This window comes from Mycobacterium sp. GA-0227b, from assembly GCF_001499855.1.
GTDB lineage: Bacteria > Actinomycetota > Actinomycetes > Mycobacteriales > Mycobacteriaceae > Mycobacterium.
Genome location: NZ_LQIK01000023.1, coordinates 312844 through 339085, shown reverse-complemented (window position 1 = coordinate 339085; position 26242 = coordinate 312844). Strand labels below are relative to the sequence as shown.

The following is a 26242-nucleotide window of genomic DNA, read 5'->3' as shown; positions in this document are numbered from 1 at the left end:
CTGTGACATCTCCGCTGCGAACCGTGGTCTGGTCGACGGGCGGCGTCGGCTCGATCGCCATCGACGCGATCCGCGGCAGACCCGACCTGGAACTCGTTGGGGTGTGGGTGCATTCGGAGACGAAAGTCGGCAAAGACGCGGGCGTGCTCGCCGGTATCGACCCGATCGGAGTGACAGCCACCAACGACCGGGCGGCGCTCATCGCGCTGCGGCCCGACTGTGTGGTGTACGCCGCCAGCGGCCCCGAACGCGACGCGGGAGCCGTGCCCGATTATCTGAACTTGCTCGAAGCGGGGATCAACGTCGTGTCGACGTCGTCGACCAGCCTGGTGTACCCGCCGGCGTACTACTCGCCCGAGTGGCGTGCCCAGATGGAAGATGCGGCCAGGACGGGTGATGCGTCGTTCTATGCGTCGGGCATCTTCCCTGGGTTCGGCTCCGACGAGCTCGCGCTGTCGCTTGCGACTCAGTCGAAAAAGATCCGCTGCCTCAAGGTCACCGAGGTCGCGCTCAACGATCACTATCCGGTGGCCGACGTGATGATGAACGGCATGGGCTTCGGTCGCCCGCTCGACTTCGAACCGCTGTTGAAGACACCGGGTTTCATCGAAATGGCATGGCGAGCGCCGATCTGCCTGATGGCCGCGGGACTGGATGTCGAGGTCGATGAGGTCCGGGGAACACTGGACCGCCGCCGCACCCATCGTGACATCGAGGTGGCCTTCGGCACGATCAAGGCGGGCACCTGCGGCGCAGTCAGCACCCGGGCGGCCGGAGTGGTCAACGGCCGGGAGGCCATCGTTGTCGAGCACATCATCCGGATGGCACGCGACGTCGCGCCGGAGTGGCTCGCTTCGGAGTTCGACGCGACATACCGCGTCGACATCGAGGGCGATCCCGACATTCACTGCGCGATGAATGTCGGGGCGGGGCAGGGGCACGCCGCGGGCCACGCGGCGATGACCGCCACCGCGATGCGGGTGGTCAATGCCATTCCCTATGTCGTTGCGGCTCCCTCGGGCCTGCTGAGCTCATTGGACCTACCGAACACCCTGCCGCGCCACGCATTCGATTGATTCACAAAGGAGATCTGGACATGCCGACCCGAGGGATGACCCGATGACCGGCGCACACACCGTCGACCTGTATTACGACCCGTTCGATTTCGCGATTGACGACAATCCGTACCCGATCTGGAAACGGATGCGGGACGAAGCGCCGCTCTACCACAACGAGAAATACAACTTTTATGCGTTGAGTCGCTACGAGGACGTCGCGCGCGAGCTTCACAACTGGGACACCTACCGGTCCGGCAGGGGCACCACGATGGACGTCATCATGAGCGGCGTCGAAGTGCCGCCCGGCGTCATCCTCTTCGAAGACCCGCCGCTTCACGATCTCCATCGGCGGGTGCTGTCCAAGGTTTTCACGCCCCGGCGGATGGAGGCCATCGAGCCGCTGACCCGTCAGTTCTGTGTCCGGGCGCTTGATGCACTGGCCGGCGCCTCACGGTTCGATGTGATCTCGGATTTCGGCGCGTTGATCCCGATGCGGACTATCGGTTATCTCCTGGGCATACCCGAGGAAGGGCAGCAGCAGATCCGGGACAACACAGATGCGTCGATCGGGCTGAAGGAAGGCAGCTTCCGGTCGGTGTCGGCGGCGACCTTCGAGAATTCGTACCAGCTTTTCGCCGACTACATCGAGTGGCGTGCCGAGCATCCATCCGACGATCTGATGACCCAGTTGCTCAATGCGCAGATCGAGGAGGACGGACAGCTGCGACCGTTGACCCGCATCGAAGTCCTGACCTATACCAGCATGATCGCCGGTGCCGGCAACGAAACGACGACCCGGCTGATCGGATTCATCGCCCAAGTACTCGCCGAGCATCCCGAACAGCGACGCGAACTCGTCGACGACCGTTCCCTGATTCCCGGGGCCATCGAAGAGGTGCTGCGATACCAGGCGCCCTCGCCGGTGCAGGCACGCTATGTCGCCCGCGACACCGTATGCCGCGGGCAGCCGATTGCCGAAGGCTCGATCATGTTGCTGCTCAACGGATCGGCCAACCGGGACGAGCGGCACTACCGCGATGGTGAGAGCTTCGACATTCACCGCACCGGGCCACATCTGTCGTTCGGACAGGGTTTGCATTTCTGCCTGGGCTCCTCACTGGCCCGCATGCAGGCCAGGGTCGCACTGGAAGAACTGCTCAGCCGGTGGCCCGAGTGGGAGGTCGACTACGAGAATGCCGCGATGGCGCACACCTCGAGTGTGCGGGGCTGGGGCAAGCTCCCGATGATCGTCGGCTGATCAGTTGTCGCGGTTGGTCACTCCCCGCAACAGCGTGTCGCGGATGTGAACCTGGGATGCGCGCGTCCCGAGGTCATGCAGGATGTTCTCCGGAATCCACCCGACGCCGATCACCGCGCGGGCGAGCATCTCGTTCGACGGGCTGTCGATTTTGATCTCGCCCGAGTGGATCCCTTCGGCGAGAAGCGCTTTCATCTGCTTGATGCGTTTCGTGAAGAGCCAGCCGGGATTGGGCGTATCCGGTGGTGACTGACGCATCCACGCCAACTGGATGCGGAACTCGTCCCCGAAGCGGTCCAGCACGTTGGTGTTGATCCACGACAGCGCATCGATCTTCTCGACGGGGGAGGAACTCGAGCCGAGCACGCTCGTCCAGCCCTGGGCGACCCGTTCACCGAACGACCGCATGATCGAGACCAACAACTGGTCTTTCGACCCGATCAGCCGGTAGACCGTGCCGGTGCCCAGCCCCGCCGCCGAGGCGATGTCTCTGATCGTGGTGACCTCATAGCCCCTGCGTCCGAACTCCGCCCTGGCCACGGCGCGGATGTGTGCACCCTTGTCATCGGGGTCGTCGAGTTCTTCCCAGGACCGCACGACCTCATCGGCCGCGACGAAGGCGGGGGAGGCATCCAACGCCGCGTCGGTAATGGGTGTCGTGGCCAGACCCTCCAGCAGGATCCGACACAGCAGAGTGGCCGCCCTGTCCGCACTTGCCTTGTGCCGTATGACGTCGAGGCCGACCTGCAGCATCGTCTGGACTATGCGGTCGGCGAGCACCGGCAGGTCCACGTCGGCCCGGACATACCCGCTCCATCTCGCAGCGCGCAGCGTCTGCAGCATCGCCTGCAGAATCGCGGTCGGGCGCTGCTGCGCCAGTGCGGTCAGTTCGGGATTGGACGACGGTCCCTCGTAGAACGTCATCTGCAGCGCCGCACGGTGGGTCACCGCGCACTGCGCAATCGCCGCACCGAGGTCGACGAGGCGGTCGAACGCGGACAGCGACGTCGGATCGTCCAGTCGGCGCTGCGCCTGTTCCGCGATGCGGTCCAAGTCGGCGTGGTAGCGCCTGAGCAATTCGACGAGGATCGCTTCCTTGGACTCGAAATGGTGGTAGAGACTGCCCGGCAGGATGCCTGCGGCATCGGCGATCTCCTGAAGCGATGTCCGCAGGCCGGAGGTGGCGATCAGAGACGCCGCGGTGTGCAGGATCTCGGTACGGCGGGTTCCGTCGTCGTACGAGTGGCCGGCGTGAACGGCGAGGTCGGCCTTCGGCGTCACGCGTGGACGCCCCACAGCACCTCCAAGGAACCGTCTCCCGTCATCTGTTTGGTCGCCCCGACCAGATGTTTGGTAGACGCTACCAGAAGTTCGGCCGACGCCCAGCCGTGTGCATGGTAAAAGCCCCGGTAGATCGGTTGCAGTGGGTTTTCGACCGGGCCATCGCCATTCACCAAGGTCCGCCAGAACAAAAGTTAGGTCATGCTAGGGGCCGGCGCGTGGCTGCGAAGACCTCGTCGTAGACCGGTCATTGACTGGCGGCGATACCGAACTCTACGGTGGAACAGATATTTGGTCAACGAAAGGTATGGTGTGGAGCAGGCAACGGCCGACGGCGGCGGCCCGCATCGGCTCGCGCTGCTGGCGTCCGCACTGGCCGGCCGCACCGTCGCGGTCGCCGATGGCGAACGCGGCGAACGCGCTTGGACCGACGGCGTCACGATCTTCCTCGACGGTGCGGCGAGCCCTTCCGAACAACTCGAATCGGTGGCAGTTCAGGCCTGCCTTCTGGCGGGCGGCAGCCTCGATCCGCCTCTGGTGCGCAAGCTTGTTCGACGCACAGCCCTGGCCCGGCGGTATCTCGCGTTCGAGGGCCAGCGCGCCCTGTCGGCCAACGACGAGCTGCTGCCGCGGTCCGTGCGCCGGCTGATCGACTTCGAGACCGCGACACGCTCCGACTCTCCGGAGGCGTCGCTGGCCCTTGCGGCAGAGGACACCGGAATCGCCGATCCGCCCATAAGTTTTGGTGCCATCAAGGCACGCAGGCTGTTGGCCACGCCGGCGTCTCATGCCGAGGCGCACACCGCGCACGTGCCCCGCAAAGAGGCGCGCAAGGAGCTGGCCGAACTCGACGAGGCCGCCGAAGACGGTCAGGACGTGATGGATCCGTTCTCCAGTCCGGTCGGCGGAGGCGGAGTAGCGGGGAAGTTGTTGCAGCGCATGATGAGCCGTGTCCGCCAGCTCAGTGGCGGCGGCCCACCGGGTGCGGACACGCCGACCCACCGGTCGGCGAAGGGCATACGTGGCTCGGGCGCGGTGAGCTCGGTGGCGGCCGCGTTGTCGGATTCCGTGGACGCCGGAGACAACGGGACTGGCGGGCACAGCTATCCCGAATGGGACGTACGCCGTAAGCGATATCGGCGTGACTGGTGCACCGTGCACGAGATCGAACCACTCGCCGACGGCCTCAGAGCTCTACCGCGCCCCGACGTGCACGCACTGCGGCGGCCGTTGACCCGGTTGGGAATCGGGCTCGACAGATGCCACCGCCAGGCGCAGGGCGACGACATCGACGTCGACGCGGCGGTCGAGGCCAGGGTCGAATTGCTGGCCGGCTCAGCCCCTGACGAGGCCGTCTACGTCGACAGCCTGCGTCGCCGTCGTGATCTCGCCGTACTCGTCCTGCTCGACGTGTCTGGTTCTGCAGGCGAAGCCGGTACGTTCGGCGAGAACATTCACGAGCAACAGCGGGCAGCCGCGGCCGCGCTGACCATCGCGCTGCACGAACTCGGCGACCGCGTCGCGCTCTACGCATTCCGGTCGCAGGGCCGTGCTTCGGTGAATCTGATGCCGGTCAAGGGATTTGACGACCCGATGAACGCACGGGTGATGCAGCGACTGCAGGGCTTAGAGCCGGGCGCGTATTCCAGGCTGGGCGCGGCGATCCGCCACGGCACCTCGGTGATCGCCGACAAGGCGGGCACCAAACGCCGCCTGCTCGTCGTGCTGTCCGATGGACTGGCCTACGACCACGGATACGAACGGGTGTACGGCGCCGCCGACGCACGTCGCGCGCTTGCCGAAGCGCGGCGGCAGGGCATCGGTTGTCTGTGCCTGACCATCGGCGCGGCCACCGACACAGGCGAGCTTCGCAAGGTCTTCGGCAGCGCCGCACATGCGTCGATTCCCAAACCGAGACAACTCGCGGAGGTGATCGGACCATTGTTCCGCGCGGCGTTGCGCACCGCCGATATCCGCCGGCGGGCCGCATGACCGCTCGCCCGCCTTGAACCAAACTTCTGTTCCGCGCTACATTGCCTGCGAAGCGTCGCGAGGAGGAAACGATGCCGGTGAATCCCCCGCCGAGTCCCGCCAGGCCGTACTACGTGCCCGTCGCGAACGAGGAACAGGTCTTCAAGGCCGCGTACCACCAGGGGCTGTCCGTCGTATTGAAGGGCCCCACAGGTTGCGGTAAGACCCGGTTCGTCGAGGCGATGGCCCACGATCTGGATCGGCCCCTCGTCACCGTCGCGTGCCATGACGACCTGACCACCGCGGACCTCGTAGGCCGCTTCCTGTTGCGTGGCGGTGAGACCGAATGGGTGGACGGCCCGCTGACGCATGCGGTTCGCGAAGGTGCGATCTGTTACCTCGACGAAGTGGTGGAAGCTCGGCAGGACACCACGGTCGTGCTGCATCCGCTGGCCGATCACCGCCGCCAGCTCCCGATCGAGCGGTTGGGTGTCACCTTGGCCGCCGCTCCGGGCTTCTGCCTGGTGGTTTCATACAACCCCGGATATCAGAGCGTGCTCAAAGACCTCAAGGACTCGACGCGCCAGCGGATGGTCGCCATCGAGTTCGGCTTTCCCGCGCCTGACGTCGAGGAGAAGATCCTCGCCACCGAGGCCGGTATCGACCACGAACGCGCGGCGGAACTGGTACGACTCGGTCAGGCGATCCGACGGTTGGAAACCGGGGGATTGCGGGAAGTGGCCTCCACGCGCGTGCTGATCGCTGCGGGCCGGCTGATCGCGGCCGGACTGAGCCCGCATGATGCCGCGCGGGCCGCGATAGCGGGGCCGCTGACCGACGATTCAACTGTGGCGCGCGGACTTGTCGAGATGATCGACGTCTACCTCGGCGAACAGTCCGAAGCTCGGTGATTGACGCTGAGGCGCTGCCTCGATAGTGTCTGAACAAATTTTAGGTTTCATCTCGGCACCGCGGAGCTGCACGCCAACGGAGGTTGCATGTCGTACGAGAGCAGCGCAGAGCCGATCAAGTTCGGCTACCTGATGGACTTCAAACTCCCGGACCTGTATCCGCAGGAGATGAAGGAGGATCTGTCGAACCCCTTCGAGCTGATCTTCGGAGAAGCCGTCGAAGAGGGCGTGATCGACCGGCCGATCCAGATCATCTACAGGGAAGTCGAAGGACTGCCGAAGGGGTCGGTCAAGGCGGTCATCGACGCATTCGGCGAGCTCGTCGACGAGGGATGTCTCGCGGTCTTCGGCCCACACATCACGGACAACTGTGTTCCGACGCGGGAGGCGATCGAGGAGCGGTTCAAGGTGCCGGCGCTCAGCGTGACGGGCAGCGACGCGTGGCTCGGCGAGTGGACCTTCTCGTTCCCGCAGGGGTCGCTGACCGACGAACCGATCTTCTGGGCGGACCTGCTCGCCAAGGGCGGGCACGTCGAGGTCGGTGTCCTCATGGAACAGTCGCTGGTCGGCGAGACGTATGTGAAGAACTTCCGAAAAGCGTGTCGCGGTAAGGGCATTCGCATCGTCGCCGAAGCCGCGATCGCGCAGACCGCGCAGGATGTGTCCGAGGCGGTGCGGACGCTTCACGAGGCCAAAGCTCAGGCCATCGTGCACGCCGGATTCGGCTTCGGCATCGTCTTCGTCAATCCCGCACTCGAGGAACTCGGTTGGGATCCTCCGCGGTTCACAAGCACCGCGTTCCAGAACGCGTGGATCAACCCGATCATGTGGAACGCGTTCATGGGCTGGACCGGTGTCGACCAGTACGACGAGGGAAACCCGGTCGGCCAGCGCTTCCTCGACAAGTACCAACTGAAGTTCGGTCGCCGCCCCGAATATTGCGTGCCGGTGGTGAACTGCGATGTCGCGACGGCGTTGCTTCGCGCCTGCGCCGACGCTCATCCGTTGAGTCCCCGAGGGGTGAAAGAAGCGCTGGAGCGGGTGAAGATGATGCCCGCCGCGGCGGGGGCGCCCGGCACCCGGGTGTCATTCGGCAACTGGACACGACGCGCATGGATGGGCGCCGGCTACCTCGTCGCCCGTCGACTCGACGCCGACGGCGTCAACTCCCATCTCGTCGATCGATTCGGTGAGGAGTGATCGTCGATGGCAACGCAGGAAGCAACGCCGGCGCCGGAAAGACCTGCCGCTGAAGAGAAACGCGGCTCGTGGCAGGCGGCCGTGTGGATCGCCGTCGCCCTCGTACTGCTTGTCCTGATCGCGGTCAACGCGCGCCAAGGCGCGGTGTCACCCCGGATTCGCAACCCCGCCGTCGAAGGGGCGCCGCGCCCGGTCGAGCCCCTTTTCGGCTATGACAACTGGCTCGACCTGTTCCAGATCTTCACGATCATCTCGATGTCGATCATCATCGTCGTGTACGTGGTGGCTTGGCGCCGTTACGGCGCCCACCCCGTGCTGCTGATGGGCATCGTCACGACGTTGATCGTCTGGCAGGACCCGATCATGAACTGGTCGCCGTTCGCGGTGTACAACCCTGAGTTGTGGCACTGGCCCGAAGACTGGCCGCTGGTGTCGATCTCGCCGACGGTGGAACCGTTCCTGGTGATCGGCTACATCATGTTCTATCTCGGGCCGTACTTCCCGGCCAACTGGATCCTTCGCAGGCTGCAGGCCAAGCGACCGCCGACGGCGTTCGTCTGGCGTCATCCGCTGATCAGCATGGCGTTGCTGATCCTGCCGATCGGGTTCCTGATCGACATGATGCTCGAGGTCACCTTGGTGCGGACCGGCTTCTACATCTACTCCCAGGTGATTCCGTTCGGTTCGATATTCGTCGGCGAGACATACCAGTTCCCGCTCATCTGGGAATCGGTGATGGTCACGTTCGTGATGATCCCGGCCGGCGTGCTGCTCTACCGCGACGACACGGGCCGCACCGTCGCCGAGAAGTTGGCGCAGCGCGCGCGGATTTTCGTCGGTCGGCCGGCGCTGGGCATGTTCGTGGTGATGTTCGTGATCATCAACCTTGCGTACTTCGCCTACGGCACCGGCTTTGCGATCATCAAATGGACCAGGACCGCGACCTCAGTGGCCTGCCCGTGGCCGTACCCGGAAGCCAAAGTGTATGACCCACAGGGCTTCTACGAGGAGAACGGACATCCGGGCCCATACTCGGTGGGCATCTGGTCGACGTGGATGAGTATGCAACCCGACGGCAGGCCCGATGTCGAGTTGGGGTCCAAGAGTGACCGCTGCGCACCGGATGCCCCCGATGGCTGAACCGCGCAGCGTCGTCATCACCGGCGCGTCGAGGGGTCTTGGCTTTGCGTCGGCGACGCACCTCTACCGGCAGGGGTGGCGTGTCGTCGCCGCAATGCGATCGGCCGACACCGGCATCAAGGCGCTTCGCGAGGCGACCGGCGCAGGTGAGGACGATCCCCGGCTGGTCTGTGTTCCGGTGGACCTCACCGTGCCGGCATCGATCACCGCGGCCGCGGCGGACATCCAGGAAGCCGTCGGAGCGCCGTACGCTTTGGTGCACAACGCGGGGATTTCCGCGGCGGGCATGGTCGAGGAGACGCCGGCCGACCTGTGGCAGCGGATGTTCGCGACCAACATCTTCGGGCCCGTGCTGTTGACCAAGGAGCTGCTGCCGTCGATGCGGGCGGCCGGGGCCGGACGAATCGTGCTGGTGTCCAGTCAGGGCGGCGTGCGCGGAATGCCCGCGACTGCACCGTATTCCGCGGTCAAGGGCGCCCTCGAGAGGTGGGGCGAGTCGATGGCGGGAGAGGTGGCACCGTTCGGCATCGGTGTGACGATCATCGTCACGGGCACCTACGACACCGAGATCATCACCGATGCGGGCACCACCGACTGTCGTGACCTCGACGGCCCGTACGCCCGTCACCATCAGACCATGGACAAGCGGGGCCGCGCCGCGATGCGGATGGCCGCCCGGTCTCCGGACAAGTTCGCCGCGGGCCTGGCCAAGGCGCTCGACAGCAGGAAACCGTTCGTCAAGACGGCAGTCGGGCCTGACGCACGAATGCTACTGATCGCCAACCGAATACTCCCTTCGGCCGGGTTACATCAGATGACCCGGCTGATGATGGGCATCCCGCGGTTCGGCGCACTACGGCCAGGAGGCAGCACCGGTGGCTGACACACCAGCAGTCCGTTTCGAAACGAAGATGATGATCGACGGCAAGCTCGTCGATGGACGCGCGGGCACGTTCACCAACATCAACCCCGCGACTGAGGAAGTGCTCGGCGAAGTGGCCGACGCGTCGAAAGCCGATATGCACCGCGCGATCGACGCGGCCCGACGTGCGTTCGACGAGACGGACTGGGCCAGCAATCACGCGTTCCGGCAACGGTGCCTGCTGCAATTGCAGGAGGCGTTGGAAGCCGAACGGGAGGAGCTGCGCGAGGAGCTCATTCTCGAGGTCGGGTGCCCACGAGCCATCACCCACGGTCCTGCGCTGGACGCACCGCTTTCGGACGCGCTGAGATACCCCGCCAAGCTGATCGACGAGTACCCGTGGGAAACCTCGCTCGGCGACACCGTCGTGTCGGTCACCGGAGTCAACACCACCCGCAAGGTATGGCGCGAGCCCGTCGGTGTCGTCGGGGCGATCGTGCCGTGGAACTTCCCGTTCGAGGTGACCATCCAGAAGATCGGCCAGGCGTTGGGAACAGGGTGCACCGTCGTTCTCAAGCCGGCACCGAACACGCCGTACAACGCCACCCGGCTGGGCCGGCTGATCGCCGAGAACACCGACATCCCAGCGGGTGTCGTCAACGTCGTCACCGCTTCGGATCATTTCGTCGGTGAGGAACTCACGCTGTCGCCGAAGGTCGACCTGATCTCGTTCACCGGATCGACGGTGGTCGGGCAGCGGATCATGGAAAAGGGCGCCGCGACGATGAAGCGCCTGTTCCTCGAACTCGGCGGCAAGTCCGCGACCATCGTTCTGGAGGACGCTGATTTCGCGGTCGGCTGCATGATGGGCATCGCCCCGTGTATGCACGCCGGCCAGGGGTGTGCCAACCCGACCCGTTTGCTTCTCCCGCGGAGCCGATACGACGAGGGCGTCGAGATCCTCAGAGGCATCTACGAAGGTGTCGCGGCCGGCGATCCACAGGATCCGGCGACCCTGTGCGGCCCCGTCATCTCCGACAAACAACGCAGCCGTATACGGGGCTACATCCAGAACGGGATCGACGAAGGGGCGACCCTGCTGGTCGGCGGCGCCGAGGCTCCCGAGGGCATGGAGAAGGGATTCTTCGTCAAGCCAACGCTTTTCGTCGATGTCGACAATTCGATGACCATCGCTCAGGAGGAAATTTTCGGGCCCGTGCTATCGGTGATCCCGTACGACGACGAGGACGATGCGGTGCGCCTCGCCAACGACAGCCCGTACGGTCTGGCCGGCAACGTCATGGCGGGCACTGTGGACCGGGCGCTTTCCGTGGCGAAGCGGCTACGCGCAGGTTTCATCGGTTTGAACGGCACAGCCGGATACGGCGCCGACACCCCGTTCGGCGGATACAAGGCGAGCGGCGTCGGCCGGCAGAACGGCGTCGCTGGATTCGACCAGTACACCGAGATCAAGTCCGTCGCTTACCCCGCCTGCTGACGAGCGCTCGCGCGAGGAACCAAGGCCCGAAGGAGGATTTCGTGCAACAGCTATTCGATGACCTCGAGGACTTCGGGGAGTTCGACGACTTCGTGTCCGGCGATGTCCGCGACCCGTACACCGAACTCGCGAGGCTGCGCCGGGAAGAGCCGATCCAGAAGATCGAGATCCCCGGTATCCCGGGGCAAGAGGGCAAGCCCATCGTCATGGTGTACCGCTATGAAGAGGCCCAGCAGATGCTTCGGGACAACGAGACGTTCTCGTCCTCCATCATCATTCAGGCGTTCGGCGACGTTTTCGGCAAGTTTGTGATGCTCGGCATGGACGAACCCGAACACGGCAGGCACCGAGCACTGGTGGCAAAAGCGTTCTCCCAGAAGGCGTTGGCCCGCTGGGAAGACCAGCTGGTCACCGCGATCGGCAACGCGCTGATCGACCGCTTCGCGGGCCGGGGCAGCGCGGACCTGGTCAAGGAATTCACCTTCCCGTATCCGACGCTGATCATCGCCGGCCTGCTCGGCCTTCCCCAGAAGGACTACGCGCAGTTCCAGAAGTGGTCGATCTCGCTGCTGTCGTTCACCGTGAATCCCGAACGCGGCCGCGAAGCCTCGCAAGCGCTGGCAGAGTACTTCGCCCCGATCCTCGCCGCGCGCCGCGAGGACCCGCGCGACGACCTGATCAGCGGGCTGGCGGCCGCGGAGATCGACGGCGAGAAACTCAGCGACGAGGAGATCTTCTCGTTCCTACGCCTGCTGCTGCCCGCCGGTGTCGAGACGACCTATCGGTCACTGGGTAATCTCCTGTTCGCTCTGCTGTCCAACCCCGATCAGCTCGAGGCCGTCCGCAACGATCGCTCACTGATCCCGCAGGCGATCGAAGAAGGCGTCCGGTGGGAGCCTCCGCTGATCATGATCACCCGGGTGGCAAACCGCGACACCGAACTGGGCGGCGTGCAGATTCCCGAAGGGTCGTCGGTCATGCCGGTGCTCGGCGCCGCGAACCGGCAGGAGGAACGCTTCCCCGATCCCGACCGGTTCGACATCTTTCGGGAGGCGAAGGCCAACATCGGCTGGGGCCACGGCGTTCACGTCTGCCTCGGCATGCATTTGGCCCGGCTCGAGATGCGCGTGGCGCTGAATCTGCTGTTCGATCGCCTGCCGAATCTGCGATTGGACCCCGACGCCGAAGACCCGTACATCCGCGGTCAGGCGTTCCGCTCGCCGACGTCCGTTCCGGTTGTTTTCGACCCGGCCGGCCGAGCCGGCGATTCGACACCGGCCGGCCGAGCCGGCGATTCGACACCGGCCGGCCGTGCCGGCGATTCGACACCGGTGAGGAGCACTTCGTGACCGACTTCGAGACGGTGGACTTCTTCACCGACGAATCCCTTGTGCCCGACCCGTACCCCTACTTCGACCACCTGCGGTCGAAATGTCCGGTGGCCAGGGCCACCCCGTTCAATGTGCTGGCGGTCACCGGCTATGACGAGGCGCTGGCTGTCTACCGAGACCCGGCGTTCTCGTCGTGCGTGTCGGTCGCCGGGCCGTTCTCCGGTATGCCCTTCGGGGCTGGCGAGACCGACGACGTCACGGAGCTGATCGAGAAGCATCGCGACGCCGTTCCGATGGCCGAACACATCACGTCACAGGATCCACCGCTGCACACCCGAACTCGCGGCTTGCTGAACAAGCTGATCACCCCGAAGCGCCTCAAGGCGAACGAGGACTTCATGTGGCGGCTGGCCGATCGGCAACTGGACACGTTCATCGAGAAGGGCGGCTGTGAGTTCCTCGGCGATTACGCAAAGCCGTTCTCCCTGCTGGTCATCGCCGACCTGCTCGGTGTGCCCCCGGAGGACCACGACGAGTTCAAGGCGGTGTTCGCGCTCGAGACCGTCGGTGAGTTGGGCAAGGAAGCGCCCACGTCCCACAATCCGCTGCAGTGGCTCAACGAGAAGTTCTACGCCTACATCGAAGACCGCAGACGCTCACCGCGCGAGGACGTGCTGACCGAACTCGCACAGGCCAGGCACGAAGACGGGTCGACACCCGACATCGAGGATGTCATGAATCTGTCGACCTTTCTGTTCGCTGCAGGCACCGAGACAACGACAAAGCTGGTCAGCTCGGCGGCCCGATTCATCGGCGACAACGATGGATTCGAGACGGAACTGCGTGACGACCGCAGCAAGATTCCGGCCTTCCTGGAAGAGACGCTGCGGATGGAAAGCCCGGTGAAATCGCACTTCCGGATGGCGCGCACGACGACGAAGGTCGGCGATGTCGAGGTGCCTGCGGGGACGACGGTCATGCTGCTGCCGGGGGCCTGCAACCGAGATGAACGGAAGTTCCCCGAGCCCAATACTTTCCGAGCCGACCGCGCCAATGTGCGCGAGCAGATCGCGTTCATCCGGGGGGTGCACAGCTGCCCCGGGGCGCCGCTGGCTCGCGCCGAAGGACGGATCTCGTTGAACAGGATCCTCGACCGGATGAGCGATATCACGATCTCCGCCGAGCACCACGGCCCCCCGGAAAACCGCAGGTACACCTACGAGCCGACGTTCATCATGCGTGGCCTCAGCGAACTGCACATCACCTTCACACCGATCGCCTGAATTGGGCGAAAAGGAGCGCGAAATGGCTGGAAAGCTCGACGGCAAGGTGGCTTTCATCACGGGTGCGGCGCGTGGTCAAGGCCGCGCGCACGCGATCGCGATGGCGAAGGAGGGCGCCGACATCATCGCGGTCGACATCTGCCGCGACATTCCGTCCAACCCATACCCGTTGGCGACACCGGAGGATCTCGCCGAAACGGAACGCTCGGTGAAGGGGACAGGAAGACGCGTGGTGGCCCGGGTCGCCGACGTTCGTGAGCGCCACGAACTGCGCGATGCCGTCGAGGCAGGCGTCGCCGACCTCGGCAAGATCGACATCGTCGTGGCGAATGCGGGCATTCTGCCGATGGCCATGGGAAATCCGGATCCCATGGGGTTCGTCGACGCGTCCGATGTCGATCTGGTGGGCGTGATGAACACGGTTGCGGTGGCCATCCCGCATCTACCCGACGGTGCGTCGATCATCGTGACGGGATCTACGGCGGGCATGATCCGCGGCACCACCACAAGCCCGGACATGGGGCCCGGCGGTGCCGGTTACGGGTGGAGCAAGCGCGTCGTGATCGAGTACGTCGAGGAGATGAGTCTGCACCTGGCGCCGCGGATGATCCGCGTCAACGCCATCCATCCGACGAACTGCAACACACATCTGCTTCAGAACGAAGGCATGTACGGAGTCTTCCGGCCCGACCTCATCGCCGAAGGCAAGAAGCCGACGCGTGAGGAGGCCGAACCGCTGTTCTCGATCTTCCAGGCCATGCCGATTCCGTACATCGAACCGGAGGACATGGCGAACCTCGGCGTGTTCCTCGCCAGTGACGACAGCCGTTACATAACCGGCCAGCAGATCCGCGTCGACGCGGGGTCACTTCTGAAGTGGCCCAACGGACCCGGCGGTTAGGCGGGGCGAAAGCTACGGCCGGTGCAGGAAGCCGTGGAGGATCGCCTGGACGAGTTCGTCGACGATCGCCTCCCGCGGCGGCGGCTTGGTCCCGAAGAACGTCGACCGCAACGCCACCATCCCGACGATCATCGCCACGGTCGAGTGCGCCGGCAGATCCGGTTGACCCGAGTGCAGTCCGCGAAGGTGCATACCCTCTGCGCTGATCTGGCCGAGCAAGGCGAGCGCCCGCCTGATGTCGGCGATGCCGGCACTCTCGATCTCCTCCTCACTGAGGCCGTCGGATGCGACGAGGGTGAGCAAAAGACCCTTGTGTTCGACGAGAACGTCGTAGAGGCGCCCGACGAACTGCCGGGACAGTTCCTCTTCGTCGGTCGCCTCGGGATCGACGGCCTGCCACGTCTTGCCGAAGGCGGCGACGAAGTCGGTGAAGGGCAGCACGAGCGCCTCGCGGAACAGGCCGGCCTTGGAGCCGAAGTGGCGGAACAGAAGATACTCGGTCACGCCGGCGGCCTCGGCGATCTCACGGGTCGTCGTGGCCCGGTAGTCCCGGCGAGCGAACAGTTCACGGGCGGCGTCGAGCAGGAGCCGGCGCGCCTCGCCGCGGGGCCGGCGTACGGCCGCCGACGACGCGGCGGACCTGGCCGACTTTTTGGGCGAACCTCGCTGAGGCATCGGTGATCACGATAGCGGTCCTTGACCGCGCCCCTGTAATAGTGTGCACTATTACTAGTCGTACGGAAGGGGTGTGGCCGTGGGCCAACTCATCATGCTCGGAACGCTGTTCGGGTTGATCGTCCTGATCTTCGGCTTGGTCTTCTACTTCGATCCCGAAGCGCGCGGCGCCGCGGGCGACGATCGCGACCGATGAACACCGAGCTGACGCCGCTACTGGCAGCGGCGAACGCTTTCGGCTGGCTCAGCGGCATCGGGTTCACCGTCGCCGGAATCTATCTGAGCGTTCGACGTGGCCGACTGCACCCGTTACTGCTGCTGTGCATTTCGGCGATTTCGTTCTCATGGATCGAGGCGCCCTACGACTGGGCGATGTACGCGCAGTTCCCACCCGCGCTTCCCCGCACGCCGTCCTGGTGGCCGTTGAACATGACCTGGGGTGGACTGCCGTCGTCGGTCCCGCTGGGCTACATCGGTTATTTCTGCATTCCAGCTGTCGTCGGTGCCGCGCTCGGCCGACGGCTGAGCGCGCGGTTCCGATGGCGCGCGCCGATCACGCTGCTGATCGTCGGCTTCGCGGTGGGGTTCTGCTGGGCATTGCTGTTCAATGCCGGCCTCGGCGCCCGGCTCGGCGTCTTCTACTACGCCTACGTGATTCCCGGACTCGGACTGTTCGAGGGGACTCTGCACCAGTACCCGATCTATGACGCCATCGCGATGGGCATTCAGATGATGGTGTTCACCTACCTGCTCGGCCGCACGGATTCGCAGGGGCGAAATGTGATCGAGATGTTCGCCGACAAGGTGTCGAAGACGCGGGTCCAAGCCGCGGTCGTCTCCATCGTTTCCGTCATCGTCGTCGGAAACGTCCTCTACGGCGCTGTTTTCGCACCACACCTTCTGACGAAACAGTTGGGTTACGTGACCTCGGGACCGGACGTGCAGTTGTTCCCCGGTGTGCCGAACCAACCCAGATAGGCTGTTGTCACGCTACTTTCGGAAGGGTGACCCCAACTTGCTCGAATAGCCGGAAAACGAAAAGCGGCGGCCGTATCCTCCCGGCATACGAAGATTTTCGGTCGGTCGAGGAGGGGCACGCGTGAACCTCAATCCGCTCCGTTCGGTCGTGTTGGCGCTGTCGGCGGTGATGCCGGCCGCCGTCGTGGTGGGTTCACCTACGGCGGCGGCGGACTGCACGGACGCAGGCGCCGCCACGGTCTGCGCACAGGGGTCGGTTCGTGGCGGAGGCCCCGATGCACCGCACGCCGGACCGGTCTATCCGGGATACTGTGCAGACCCCTGGTATTGCAGCGATGACTGGGGGATCGACATCGTCATCGATCGTCCGGATCGACCCGACCGCCCCGGCGGTGGTGGCCGCGGACCGCGTTGAGCTTCAAGCATTCTCGTCGACTATCCGAGTGAGGAGTCCCATATGTTGACCCGAAAGGCAATTGGCGCAACCCTGATCGCCGGCGCGATGTTCTTCGGCAACGCGGCCACCGCCGCCGCCGATCCGTCGAACTGCACGGCCGCCGATCTCGCCGGCGTCATGGCCGGCGTGTCGGCGGGGACATCGTCGTATCTGTTCACGCATCCGGACGTCAACGCGTTCTTCACCGGACTCAAAGGCAAGCCGCGGGAGCAGATGACGGCGGAGATCCACGCGTACATGGACGCGAACCCGCGGGTCCGCGACGAGCTGCGGGCCGTTCGGCAGGCCGCAGCCGACTTCCGCGATCGCTGCAACGTGGCCATGCCCGACCTGCCGATGCGCTAACGATCGAGCGCGGAGCTGACACACTGGGGGTGTGCGCGACACCCCGAAGTGCTGGCTCACCGACATGGACGGTGTGCTCGTCCGTGAGGAGCATGCGCTGCCCGGCGCGGCCGAGTTCCTGCAGCGGCTCGTCGACCGGCAGCGGCCCTTTCTGGTGCTCACCAACAACTCGATCTTCACACCGCGGGACCTGTCGGCGCGGCTGCGGCGCAGCGGCCTGACCGTGCCCGTGGAGTCGATCTGGACATCGGCGCTGGCGACGTCGGCGTTTCTCAACGACCAGCTACCGGGCGGATCGGCCTACGTCATCGGTGAGGCCGGGCTGACCACGGCCCTGCACGAGGCGGGTTACACGCTGACCGACATCGACCCCGACTTCGTCGTGCTCGGCGAAACCCGCACCTACTCTTTCGAGGCGATCACCAAGGCGGTGCGGCTGATTCTCGGGGGCGCCCGGTTCATCGCGACGAACCCCGATGTGACCGGACCGTCGGCCGAGGGGCCGCTACCGGCCACCGGTTCGGTCGCCGCGATGATCACCAGGGCGACGGGGCGCGAGCCCTATTTCGTCGGCAAGCCGAACCCGATGATGTTCCGCAGCGCGCTCAACCGCATCGAGGCACATTCGGAAAGCACGGTGATGGTGGGCGACCGGATGGACACCGACGTGGTTGCGGGTATCGAGGCCGGCCTGGAGACCATCCTGGTGCTGACCGGGTCGACGACCGTCGAGGAGGTGGAGCGGTATCCGTTCCGGCCCAGCCGGGTCCTGCCGTCCATCGCCGACGCCATCGAACTGGTGTGATCGCCGCCGGTCGAGCCCTTGCTTACACTGTGCCCGATGACCGACACACCCGAGGCGACGCGGCCACTGGACGGCGTGCGCATCGTCGAGATCTCCAGCTTCGTCGCGGTTCCGCTCGCCGGGATGACATTGGCCCAACTCGGGGCGGAGGTGACGCGCGTCGACCCGATCGGCGGGGCCGCCGACTACCGCCGCTGGCCGATCACCGACGGCGGCGAGAGCATCTACTGGGCAGGGTTGAACAAGGGCAAGCGATCGGTGGCCGCCGACGTACGCTCCGAAGAGGGCCAGGCCCTGGTCCAACGGTTGATCGCGGGCAGCGGTGTGCTGATCACCAATGTAGCTGGGCGCCAGTGGCATTCGTATGACACCCTGAGCAGGCTGCGGGGCGATCTGATACACGTGGAGGTTTCCGGGCGCGCTGACGGTGGCACCGGGGTCGACTATACGGTCAACGCGGGCATCGGTTTTCCGATGGTGACCGGTCCGTCCGAACTCGGCGCACCCGTCAACCACGTGCTGCCCGCCTGGGATGTCGCATGCGGAATCTACACGGCGCTGGCCGTCGTGACCGCCCTGCGGCAACGCGATGCGACGGGTCAAGGCCAGCGAATCAGTATTCCGCTGGAGAACGTGGCTCTGGCCACGGCGGGCAACCTCGGCTTCCTCACCGAGGTGATGATCAACGGCACCGCGCGTGAGCGCATCGGCAACTCGGTGTACGGCCAGTACGGTCAGGACTTCCTCAGCAGCGACGGCGTCTCGTTCATGATCGTCGCGCTCACCGGCAGGCACTTCCGCGACCTCGCCGAGCTCACAGGGACATCGAAAGCCGTTGCCGCGCTGGCTGAGACGCTCGGCGCCGACTTCACCGACGAAGGACAGCGATTCGAGCACCGCGAGGCGTTGACGGGGTTGTTCGGCGAGTGGTTCGGCATGCACACCGCCGAGGAGATCACCGCGGCGCTGTCGGCGACGTCGGTGTTGTGGGAGCGGTACCGCACCTTCGCCGAGGCGGCCACCGAGGACAAGGTCACTGCCAACCCGTTGTTCACCTCGCTGGATCAACCGCGGATCGGCACTTATCTTGCGCCGGGCCTGCCGATGTCGATCGGCGGACGTTACCCTCCCGCCACCGCGTCACCCGCGCTGGGCGACGACACCGTCGGCGTGCTCAACAACTGGCTGGGCATGTCCGCCGACGAGGTCGACCGCTTGGTGCGGGCCGGCACCGTTGCGACCGGACGTGTCGAGTGAGCGCCCTGCTCACCCTGCTGAACCTGCGGGCCGGTTCCGAAACCGATTCCTGGATCGGGCCGGCCAGCGGCCCGCCGGAAAAGCGGGCCTACGGAGGGCAGTTCGTCGCGCAAAGCCTCGCTGCGGCATGCCGCACCGTCGACACCGGCCGGTTGCCCACCAACATGCACCTGCAGTTCCTGCGTGGGGGTGAGGCCGGCGAGGACGTGGAGTACCGCGTCACAAGGGTTTTCGACGGCCGCACGTCGTCGGCCCGCAGAATCGAATCCCATCAGCAGGGCAGGATGTTGACGACGGCCACCGTGTCGTTCGCATTGCCTGCCCGCGGACCGGAACATGGTCAGCGGCCCGCGGCGCCGCACGATCCTGATTCGCTGCCGAAGACCGGCCCCGCCGGTCCGGCACCGTCGATGCCGCTCGAGGAACTCGACATCAGAATCGCCGACGACACGTCGACCGGCGAGTTCGTCCGCCGGCTGTGGTGGCGCGCGACCGTGCCGCTTCCCGACGACTCGTTGATGCACACCCTGGTCGCGGTGTACGTCTGCGACGTCTACATGATCGACCCCGCACTGCAGGTCCATGGTCACTCGATGCAGGCGCGGACACACCGCAGCGGCACAACGGATTCATCGATCTGGTTTCACCGGCCGGTGTACGCCGATCAGTGGAACCTGCTCGAATCGACCTCGCCCGCCGCAGCACGGGGACGAGGCGTGGTGACCGCCAGCCTGATTCGATCAGACGGCGTCGTCGCCGCCACCCTTGCGCAGGAAGGCCTCATCGCCGAACGGCAACCCTGATCGAGCCGGGCGAACCGCTGCGTACGCGGCGTCGCAGCATCGCCAGCAGGTGTGTGAGCAGGATCCCGACGGCGAGTGATGCGGCCATCCCGATCGCGGGGTAGCCCTCAAACAGCGCGTACACCTGATAGTGCACCAGGTAGGTGTAGAGCGACGCTTCGGCGAGGACGCCGGCTACGACGGTCAACGCGGCTGGACATCGGATCGTCGGCAGCCAAATCATCAGCGCGAGACCGCCGAACACCAGCAGCTCGCGCGTCATGCTGTCGAAATAGCCCTGCAGCGCGACCGCCAGCACCACCGTCAGCAGCGCACGCGCAGCGGCCGTGGTGGCTTTCGAAGCCGCCCACCCGATCGCGAAGAACCAGAACGCGAGCATGGTGAACCATGCCTCGCGGCCCATGTCGAGCCCGAGCACGTCGTAGCGCAACGCCAAGCCGAGCGTCAGGAAGACGACCGCGACGGCGAAAGGCCGTTGTCGCTCAACGCGATCCATCGCCGGAACCCAGAACAGCAGAGCCAGCGCCACCAGCGTCCACACCAGCACCTCGACGAACCACAGCCGGCCCGCGGTCATGCTGTCGTGCGGACCCAGGATCTTGTTGGCCAACAGCAGGTTGGTCCAGGCGTAGTCGTCGGTCATCATCAGCGCGAGAACGACCCACAGCGCCGACGGCACCGCGATCCAGCCGATGGTGTTGCGCAGATGGCGAACCCGGTCCGTGCGCGGCAATGACGTCAGGCAGAACCGGCCGAAGTTGTACCCCGCGATACCGAGCAGCAGATGAGCGCCGCCCCACAGCTCGAACAATCCAGCGTGCGAGCCGACGATCAGTACGATCGCGGCGGCGCGCAACGCGACGCTGGTTTCCAGCGTCGCGGTCCACAACCGCCGCCGTCGTCTTTCCGGCTTCGCAACCGACTCGAGTTCCCGGATCGGCCGCTGTTGCCACTGGGCGGGCAGCTGGCCGAGCGTGCGCTCCAACCGCACCGACATCGCGACGTAAGTCAACGAGTTGCCGCCCAGGTCGACAAAGCTCGCGCCCGGGTCGATGTCGGCCGGGACCAATTGCAGGACGTCGGCGAACAGTTCGCGTAGGTTCGCCGGGGCACGTTCGTCAAGCTCGCGCGCGGAGTCGCGGACCGCGGAATAGTCCGGCTTGCCCGATGGCAGCAGCGGCAGTTCGTCGACGGTGACGGCGCGCACCGCCGAGGCCGGCACACCGGCGGCTTCGGCTGCGATGTGCTGGGCGTCGTGTCCGGCGACCGCGCCCGTCGCCGCGACGACCAGCCGGTCGTCGTCGTTGGTGCAGAATGCGGTGATTCCCTTGGCGCTCAGCGCGGACTCGACCCGCTGCAGATCGATGCGCAGGCCATACATCTTGACGAAGCGGCTGGTGCGCCCGACGATCTCGTACAGCCCATCGGAGGTCTGACGGGCCAGGTCGCCAGTGCGCAGCGACTCCACGGTCTTGCCGAGCGCGAGGTCGGCCGGTCCGTGGGCGTAGCCCATCATGACGTTGGGCCCGCGGTACACCAGTTCCCCGACCGCTGCGTCGGATCCATTCGCGAGGGGTTCGATGTTGAACGATCCGCCGGGTATCGGGTTACCGATCGCCTCGGGGTGTGACAGCGCGAGTTCCGGTGGGAGGTAGGCCATCCGCGCGGTGGCTTCGGTCGCCCCGTACATGACGAACAGTTGCCAGCCGCCGTCGCGGGCCCGTTCGGCGAATCGACGGATACGCTCGGGCGGCATCCGCCCGCCGGCCTGCGTGACGTAGCGCAGATCGGGCAGGTCCATTGTCTCGAATGAGATCCGTTCGAGCAGTTCGAATGTGTAGGGCACGCCGGCGAACGAGGTTCCGCGGTGTCGGCGGAACAACCGCCAGAACCGCTCGTCGGTGACCGAGTGGTCGGTGAGGACGAGGCCGGCGCCACGAATCAAATGGCTGTTGATGACCGACAGTCCGTAGCAGTACGACATCGGCAATGTCGTTGCGGCGACGTCTGACTCGCCGATGCCGAGGTAGCCGGAGATGGCGAGCGCATTGGAGATCAGGTTGGTGCGCGAAAGCCTCACCAGCTTGGGTGAGCCGGTGCTGCCCGACGTCGACATCAGCATGGCCAGGTCGTCGTGCAATCGGTGCGTGCCCTCGGCGCGGCGGTGGTGGACGACACCGTTGGCGACGACCGAGTCGAAAGCGTAGGTCTGCAGTACGGTGTCGTGGTCGCGGCCGGCGGGGACGGGCAGCACGACATGGCGATGAGCCAGGGCGCCGAGATACTGCACGAGCGTGAAAGCGTCGTTGCGGGCCTCGAGCAGAATCAACCGTCGGCGGTCGCCGAAATTCGCCGCAGCAGCCTGCACCCGGTCGGCCAGTTCGGCATAGGTCAACGTCTGCGAATCGGTGTAGACGGCGACGGTTTCGCCGTACCTTCGCAAGTGGTCGATGAGGTGTTCGGTCACAGCGCGACTCCGCTGCCGATGACCTCGATGTGCACCTTCGCGTCGACAGGGGGCGGATCGAGGCTGTGCTGGCGCACGATGAACGGGTCCGCGTCCCCGGCGGGGTCGACGGTCAGCAGCACGTCGTGGCCGAGGAACTCGACGGCCAGGACGGTACCGACTCCTTGGAGCCGTTCGGTGTCCGAAACCACCGTTGCGACAAGTTGTTCGGGTCGTAACAGCAGGGTTGCGGGGCCGGCCGTACGGGACTCGCTGCCGTGCACGGGTATGCGCCCGAGCGCACAATCGGCGACGCCGTCACTGATGGTGCAGGGCAGGGAGATGCAGTCGCCGAGAAAGGCGGCGGTGAAATGGTCGTTGGGCTCGCGGTATACCTGCTGTGGCGGACCGACCTGGGTGAACCTCCCGTCGCGCATCACCGCGACCTGGTCGGCGATGGACAGCGCCTCCTCCTGGTCGTGGGTGACCAGCAGCGTGGTGACACCGGCGTCGGTGAGCAGGCCCGCGACGGCCTTTCGGGTGGACGCGCGTAAGCCGGTGTCGAGCGCGGTGAACGGTTCGTCGAGCAACATCACAACCGGTTTGCGGGCCAGCGCCCGTGCCAGGGCGACGCGCTGCTGCTGTCCTCCCGACAGCTGATCGGGTCGGCGCGCGGCGTGGGAGGGGTCGAGCGAAACCGTTTCGAGCAGTTCGGCCACCCGGTTGCGAACGTCGGAGCGGCGTAGCGAACCGGTCAGGCCGTATGCGATGTTCTGGCCGACCGTCAGGTGGGGAAACAGTGCGCCGTCCTGGGCGACATAGCCGACCGCACGGCGGTGCGGCGCCACCGCGGCCGCGGGGCTGGCCACCTGCCGCCCGGCGATGGTGACCGTGCCTGCGTCGGGATTCTCGAAGCCGGCGATCAACCGCAGCAGCGTGGTCTTGCCGCAGCCGGATGCTCCGACGACTGCGGTGACGGTGCCCTCGTGCAGATCGAGGTCGATGTGGTCCAGCACGGTGTGGCCGTGAAACGACTTGGCGAGTCCCCGGGTTTGAAGGATGCTCACAGCGCCGCCGCCTTCGTCGACTGCCGGTACAGCAGCAGCGTGACCGGAATCGCGAGAACCACCAACGCCAGCGCGTACGGCGCGGCCGCGGCGTAGTCGAGTTCACTGGAGAACGACCAGAACAACATCGACAACGTGCGGGTGCCGGTCGGCGCGAGCAGCAGCGTCGCGGTCAACTCCGTTGCCACGGCGACGAATACCAGCGACGCGCCGGCCGCCGCCGCGGGCGCCGTCAAGCGCAGCGTCACCCGGAAGAACGTCGCGGTCGGTGATCTACCCAGTGACCGGGACGCCTCCTCGAGGCTCGTGGGTACCTGAGCAAGGCCGGCACGGACGTTGACCAGCGCGCGGGGCATGAACAGCAGGACATAGGCGAACACGATCAGCGCCACGCTCTGATAGAGCGGACGGGCGAAGTGGATGGTCACGGTCACCAGTGCGAGCGCGGTGACGATGCCCGGCAGAGAACTGGTGACGTAGTTGGCACCCTCGACGGCGCGCGCGAGGAAACCGCTGGAGCGCACCGCCACCCACGCGATCGGGAACGCGAGGATGGTCGTCAGGACCGCGGCAGCGGTCGCCAACCCGATGGTCTGTCCGAGTGCGGTCACGATGTCGTCGACGATCCACACCTCGGCACCGCCGAGCCACAACCAGCGCAGGATGGTCCACACCGGAACGCCGATGGCGAGCACAGTCACTGCCAGCAACACTGCGAGCGCTGGAATTCTGCTGTGGCGCAGGTGGACCGGCATCGCTGCGCGTGGTGCGCCAGACCCGATCCGGGCGAGACGGGCGCCGCCTCGGGCCGCGGCCTCGGCGGTGAGCAACGCCAGACACAGCAAGACGAGTACGCCGGCGAGCATGCTGCCCGCCGCGCCGTCGAAGGTGGCCTGGAACTGCTGGAAGATCGCGACGGTGAACGTGTCGAAGCGCACCATCGCGAATGCGCCGAACTCCGCGAGCAGGTGCACACCGACCAGCAGTGCACCACCCAGGATCGCCAACCGTAACTGCGGCAACACGACTCGCAAGAACACCCCGATCGAGTCGGATCCCAATGTCCGCGCCGATTCCTCGAGGGCCGGGTCGAGCCTGCGCAATGTCGCCGCGGCCGGCAGGTACATGAACGGGAAGTAGGACAACGTGGTGACCAGCACCCCGGCCCACAACCCGTGCAGCGACGGTATGACTGAAACCCACGCGTAGCTGTTGACGAACGCCGGAATGGCAAGCGGTGCAACGAACAACGGTCGCCACAACGCCCTGCCGGGCACATCTGTGCGCTCCACCAGCCAGGCGACCCCGACGCCGATCACCACGCACAGCGGAACGGTGATGCAAACCAGGGCGATCGTGTTGATGAGCAGTTCGCCGACGTGCGGACGCACGATCAGCTCGTAGGCTCGTGTCCACCCGACCGAAACTGCCGCCGACGCTACGTATCCCAGCGGAATGAAGGTCGCCGCAACCAGAACGGCGACGGTGACCGACACAAGGGGACCGGGGCGGGTCGCCTTACCGGACCGCGTGACCGGGGCCGCGGGAGGTGGAACGGGCGGGGCGGCGGCGACCACCTACAGCAAGCCAGCCTTCGTCATCAGGTCGGTCACCTTCTGCGCATCCAGCTTCGACGGATCGACATCGGGTGCCTGCAATGTATTCAGCGGCGGCAGAGCGGGGTTCGCCGGCACACCGCTGCCCACGGGGTATTCGAACGAGGTGCCTTTTTCGAGCACCTCCTGTCCCGCTTTGCCGGTGATGAACCGGATGAACTGCTGGGCCTGGTCCATCTTGTCGCTCGAGGCCAGCACCCCGCCTCCGGACAGGCTCACGAACGCGCCGGGATCTTCGTTCTTGAAGTAGTGCAGCGCGGTGTTGCCGCTCATCTCTTTGGTTTTGGCCTGATCGCGGAACCAGTAGTAGTGGTAGATCACACCGCCGTCGACCTCGCCGGCGTTGACCGCCTTGAGAGTGGCGATGTTGTCGTTGTACAGCTTGGCGTTGGCTTTCATCGCGGCCAGCCACTGCGCCGTCGCGGGCTCGCCCTTCAACTGAAGCAGCGCCGAGACGATCGCCTGGAAGTCCGCCTTGGTGGGCGGGGCACCCCAACGGTCCTTCCATTCGGGCCGCTGCAGGTCCAGCAGCGACTTCGGCAGTTGATCGGGCTGCAACCTGTCCGTGTTGTAGACGAACACGGTGCTGCGCGCGGCCACCCCGGTCCACTTGCCGGTCGGCGGACGGTACTGCGGCGGAACCTGATTGAGGGCCTCGGGCTCGAGGTCGGCGAACAACCCGGCACGCTCGACGGCCGCCATCGCCGGGGAGTTCTCGGTCAAGAACACGTCGGCTGGCGAGGCTTTCCCTTCGGCCACAAGCTGATTGCCGAGTTCGGTGTCACCGCCCTGCCGGTAGGTGACCTTGATTCCGGTTTCCTCGGTGAACGCGTCGATCCATTCCTTGGTCAACGACTCGTGCTGGGCGTTGTAGACCAGCAGTTCGTCGCTGTCACCCGAACCCGAGCACGAGCTGGCGGCGGCCGCCACGGCGAGGGCCGACAAGACGGCGGCGATCCGCCTCCACTGTGGTCGCATCCGGGGGATCCTTTCGCCGTTCGCGCAGGTCAGCCCGCACTTGAGGGTTACCTAATGAACATACCGGTTCTGCCCTTCGGCTTGCTTGCTCTGTCACTTTCGGCTGCCGCTCTACTGGGGT

General features: G+C 65.7%; 22 protein-coding genes and 1 pseudogene. 17 read left to right on the top strand and 6 right to left on the bottom strand.

Annotation, left to right across the window (positions count from 1 at the left end; translation table 11 throughout):
* The first annotated feature begins 2 nt into the window (after nt 1-2).
* Together AU185_RS15165 and AU185_RS15160 are read left to right on the top strand one after the other, a co-directional pair.
* Nucleotides 3-1076, top strand: a complete 1074-nt coding sequence (locus AU185_RS15165) for an NAD(P)H-dependent amine dehydrogenase family protein (protein ID WP_059099655.1) — start codon at nt 3-5, stop codon at nt 1074-1076.
* A gap of 43 nt (nt 1077-1119) precedes the next feature.
* Nucleotides 1120-2316 (top strand): cytochrome P450, encoded by a 1197-nt coding sequence (locus tag AU185_RS15160; protein ID WP_059099656.1) that lies wholly within the window; start codon nt 1120-1122, stop codon nt 2314-2316.
* Here the strand turns inward: AU185_RS15160 and AU185_RS15155 are convergent, their stop codons facing one another.
* The gene (locus AU185_RS15155; protein WP_059099657.1) at nt 2317-3612 is read right to left on the bottom strand and encodes a TetR/AcrR family transcriptional regulator; all 1296 of its coding nucleotides are present in this window, start codon (nt 3610-3612) and stop codon (nt 2317-2319) included.
* Nucleotides 3613-3909: 297 nt separating this feature from the next.
* On the opposite strand from AU185_RS15155, the gene AU185_RS15150 reads away from it, so the two are divergent.
* From AU185_RS15150 to AU185_RS15110, 9 genes and pseudogenes are all read left to right on the top strand, one after another.
* Nucleotides 3910-5589: a nitric oxide reductase activation protein NorD gene (locus AU185_RS15150; RefSeq protein WP_231740318.1), complete on the top strand. Its 1680-nt coding sequence runs from the start codon at nt 3910-3912 to the stop codon at nt 5587-5589.
* A 71-nt stretch (nt 5590-5660) separates the two neighbouring features.
* Nucleotides 5661-6479: a CbbQ/NirQ/NorQ/GpvN family protein gene (locus AU185_RS15145; RefSeq protein WP_059099659.1), complete on the top strand. Its 819-nt coding sequence runs from the start codon at nt 5661-5663 to the stop codon at nt 6477-6479.
* An 87-nt stretch (nt 6480-6566) separates the two neighbouring features.
* A complete protein-coding gene (locus AU185_RS15140; RefSeq protein ID WP_059099660.1) occupies nt 6567-7679 on the top strand; it encodes an ABC transporter substrate-binding protein in 1113 nt (370 codons plus the stop codon).
* A gap of 6 nt (nt 7680-7685) precedes the next feature.
* Nucleotides 7686-8819, top strand: coding sequence for a spirocyclase AveC family protein (locus AU185_RS15135; RefSeq protein WP_059099661.1), 1134 nt, complete (start codon nt 7686-7688; stop codon nt 8817-8819).
* Nucleotides 8812-9702 carry an SDR family oxidoreductase gene (locus AU185_RS15130; RefSeq protein WP_059100106.1) on the top strand — a complete coding sequence of 297 codons (891 nt, stop codon included), beginning with the start codon at nt 8812-8814 and terminating at the stop codon, nt 9700-9702. Before AU185_RS15135 ends, AU185_RS15130 begins: the two co-directional genes overlap by 8 nt.
* Before the next feature lie 28 nt (nt 9703-9730).
* Nucleotides 9731-11179 (top strand): aldehyde dehydrogenase family protein, encoded by a 1449-nt coding sequence (locus tag AU185_RS15125; RefSeq protein ID WP_059100107.1) that lies wholly within the window; start codon nt 9731-9733, stop codon nt 11177-11179.
* A 41-nt stretch (nt 11180-11220) separates the two neighbouring features.
* Nucleotides 11221-12429, top strand: a pseudogene (locus AU185_RS15120) (cytochrome P450); the annotation flags it as partial.
* Nucleotides 12430-12524: 95 nt separating this feature from the next.
* Entirely contained in the window at nt 12525-13793 is a 1269-nt protein-coding gene (locus AU185_RS15115; RefSeq protein WP_059099662.1) for a cytochrome P450, read from the top strand.
* A gap of 22 nt (nt 13794-13815) precedes the next feature.
* Entirely contained in the window at nt 13816-14694 is an 879-nt protein-coding gene (locus AU185_RS15110; RefSeq protein ID WP_059100108.1) for a mycofactocin-coupled SDR family oxidoreductase, read from the top strand.
* Between the two features lie 12 nt (nt 14695-14706).
* Here the strand turns inward: AU185_RS15110 and AU185_RS15105 are convergent, their stop codons facing one another.
* Nucleotides 14707-15369 (bottom strand): TetR/AcrR family transcriptional regulator, encoded by a 663-nt coding sequence (locus AU185_RS15105; RefSeq protein WP_059099663.1) that lies wholly within the window; start codon nt 15367-15369, stop codon nt 14707-14709.
* A 192-nt stretch (nt 15370-15561) separates the two neighbouring features.
* On the opposite strand from AU185_RS15105, the gene AU185_RS15100 reads away from it, so the two are divergent.
* The 6 genes from AU185_RS15100 to AU185_RS15075 all read left to right on the top strand — a co-directional run bounded on the left by AU185_RS15100 (nt 15562) and on the right by AU185_RS15075 (nt 20014).
* Complete coding sequence (locus tag AU185_RS15100; protein WP_059156984.1) at nt 15562-16347, top strand: spirocyclase AveC family protein; 786 nt, start codon at nt 15562-15564, stop codon at nt 16345-16347.
* A gap of 169 nt (nt 16348-16516) precedes the next feature.
* The gene (locus tag AU185_RS15095; protein WP_059100109.1) at nt 16517-16762 is read left to right on the top strand and encodes a hypothetical protein; all 246 of its coding nucleotides are present in this window, start codon (nt 16517-16519) and stop codon (nt 16760-16762) included.
* Nucleotides 16763-16804: 42 nt separating this feature from the next.
* On the top strand, nt 16805-17149 hold the full coding sequence (locus tag AU185_RS15090; protein WP_059099665.1) for a heme-binding protein: 345 nt from the start codon (nt 16805-16807) through the stop codon (nt 17147-17149).
* Between the two features lie 64 nt (nt 17150-17213).
* On the top strand, nt 17214-17954 hold the full coding sequence (locus AU185_RS15085) for an HAD-IIA family hydrolase (protein ID WP_502687754.1): 741 nt from the start codon (nt 17214-17216) through the stop codon (nt 17952-17954).
* 36 nt (nt 17955-17990) lie between these two features.
* Nucleotides 17991-19211: a CoA transferase gene (locus AU185_RS15080; RefSeq protein ID WP_059099667.1), complete on the top strand. Its 1221-nt coding sequence runs from the start codon at nt 17991-17993 to the stop codon at nt 19209-19211.
* Nucleotides 19208-20014 (top strand): acyl-CoA thioesterase, encoded by an 807-nt coding sequence (locus tag AU185_RS15075; protein WP_059099668.1) that lies wholly within the window; start codon nt 19208-19210, stop codon nt 20012-20014. The genes AU185_RS15080 and AU185_RS15075 overlap by 4 nt, the downstream gene beginning before the upstream one ends.
* On the opposite strand, the gene AU185_RS15070 is transcribed toward AU185_RS15075, so the two are convergent.
* From AU185_RS15070 to AU185_RS15055, 4 genes are read right to left on the bottom strand one after another with little or no spacing between them, the layout of a single operon-like run.
* Nucleotides 19992-22481, bottom strand: a complete 2490-nt coding sequence (locus AU185_RS15070; RefSeq protein ID WP_059099669.1) for an AMP-binding protein — start codon at nt 22479-22481, stop codon at nt 19992-19994. The genes AU185_RS15075 and AU185_RS15070 overlap by 23 nt on opposite strands.
* Entirely contained in the window at nt 22478-23527 is a 1050-nt protein-coding gene (locus AU185_RS15065) for an ABC transporter ATP-binding protein (RefSeq protein ID WP_059099670.1), read from the bottom strand. The genes AU185_RS15070 and AU185_RS15065 overlap by 4 nt, the downstream gene beginning before the upstream one ends.
* Nucleotides 23524-25104 (bottom strand): ABC transporter permease, encoded by a 1581-nt coding sequence (locus AU185_RS15060; RefSeq protein ID WP_059099671.1) that lies wholly within the window; start codon nt 25102-25104, stop codon nt 23524-23526. The genes AU185_RS15065 and AU185_RS15060 overlap by 4 nt, the downstream gene beginning before the upstream one ends.
* A complete protein-coding gene (locus AU185_RS15055; protein ID WP_059099672.1) occupies nt 25105-26121 on the bottom strand; it encodes an iron ABC transporter substrate-binding protein in 1017 nt (338 codons plus the stop codon).
* Nucleotides 26122-26242 lie beyond the last annotated feature (121 nt).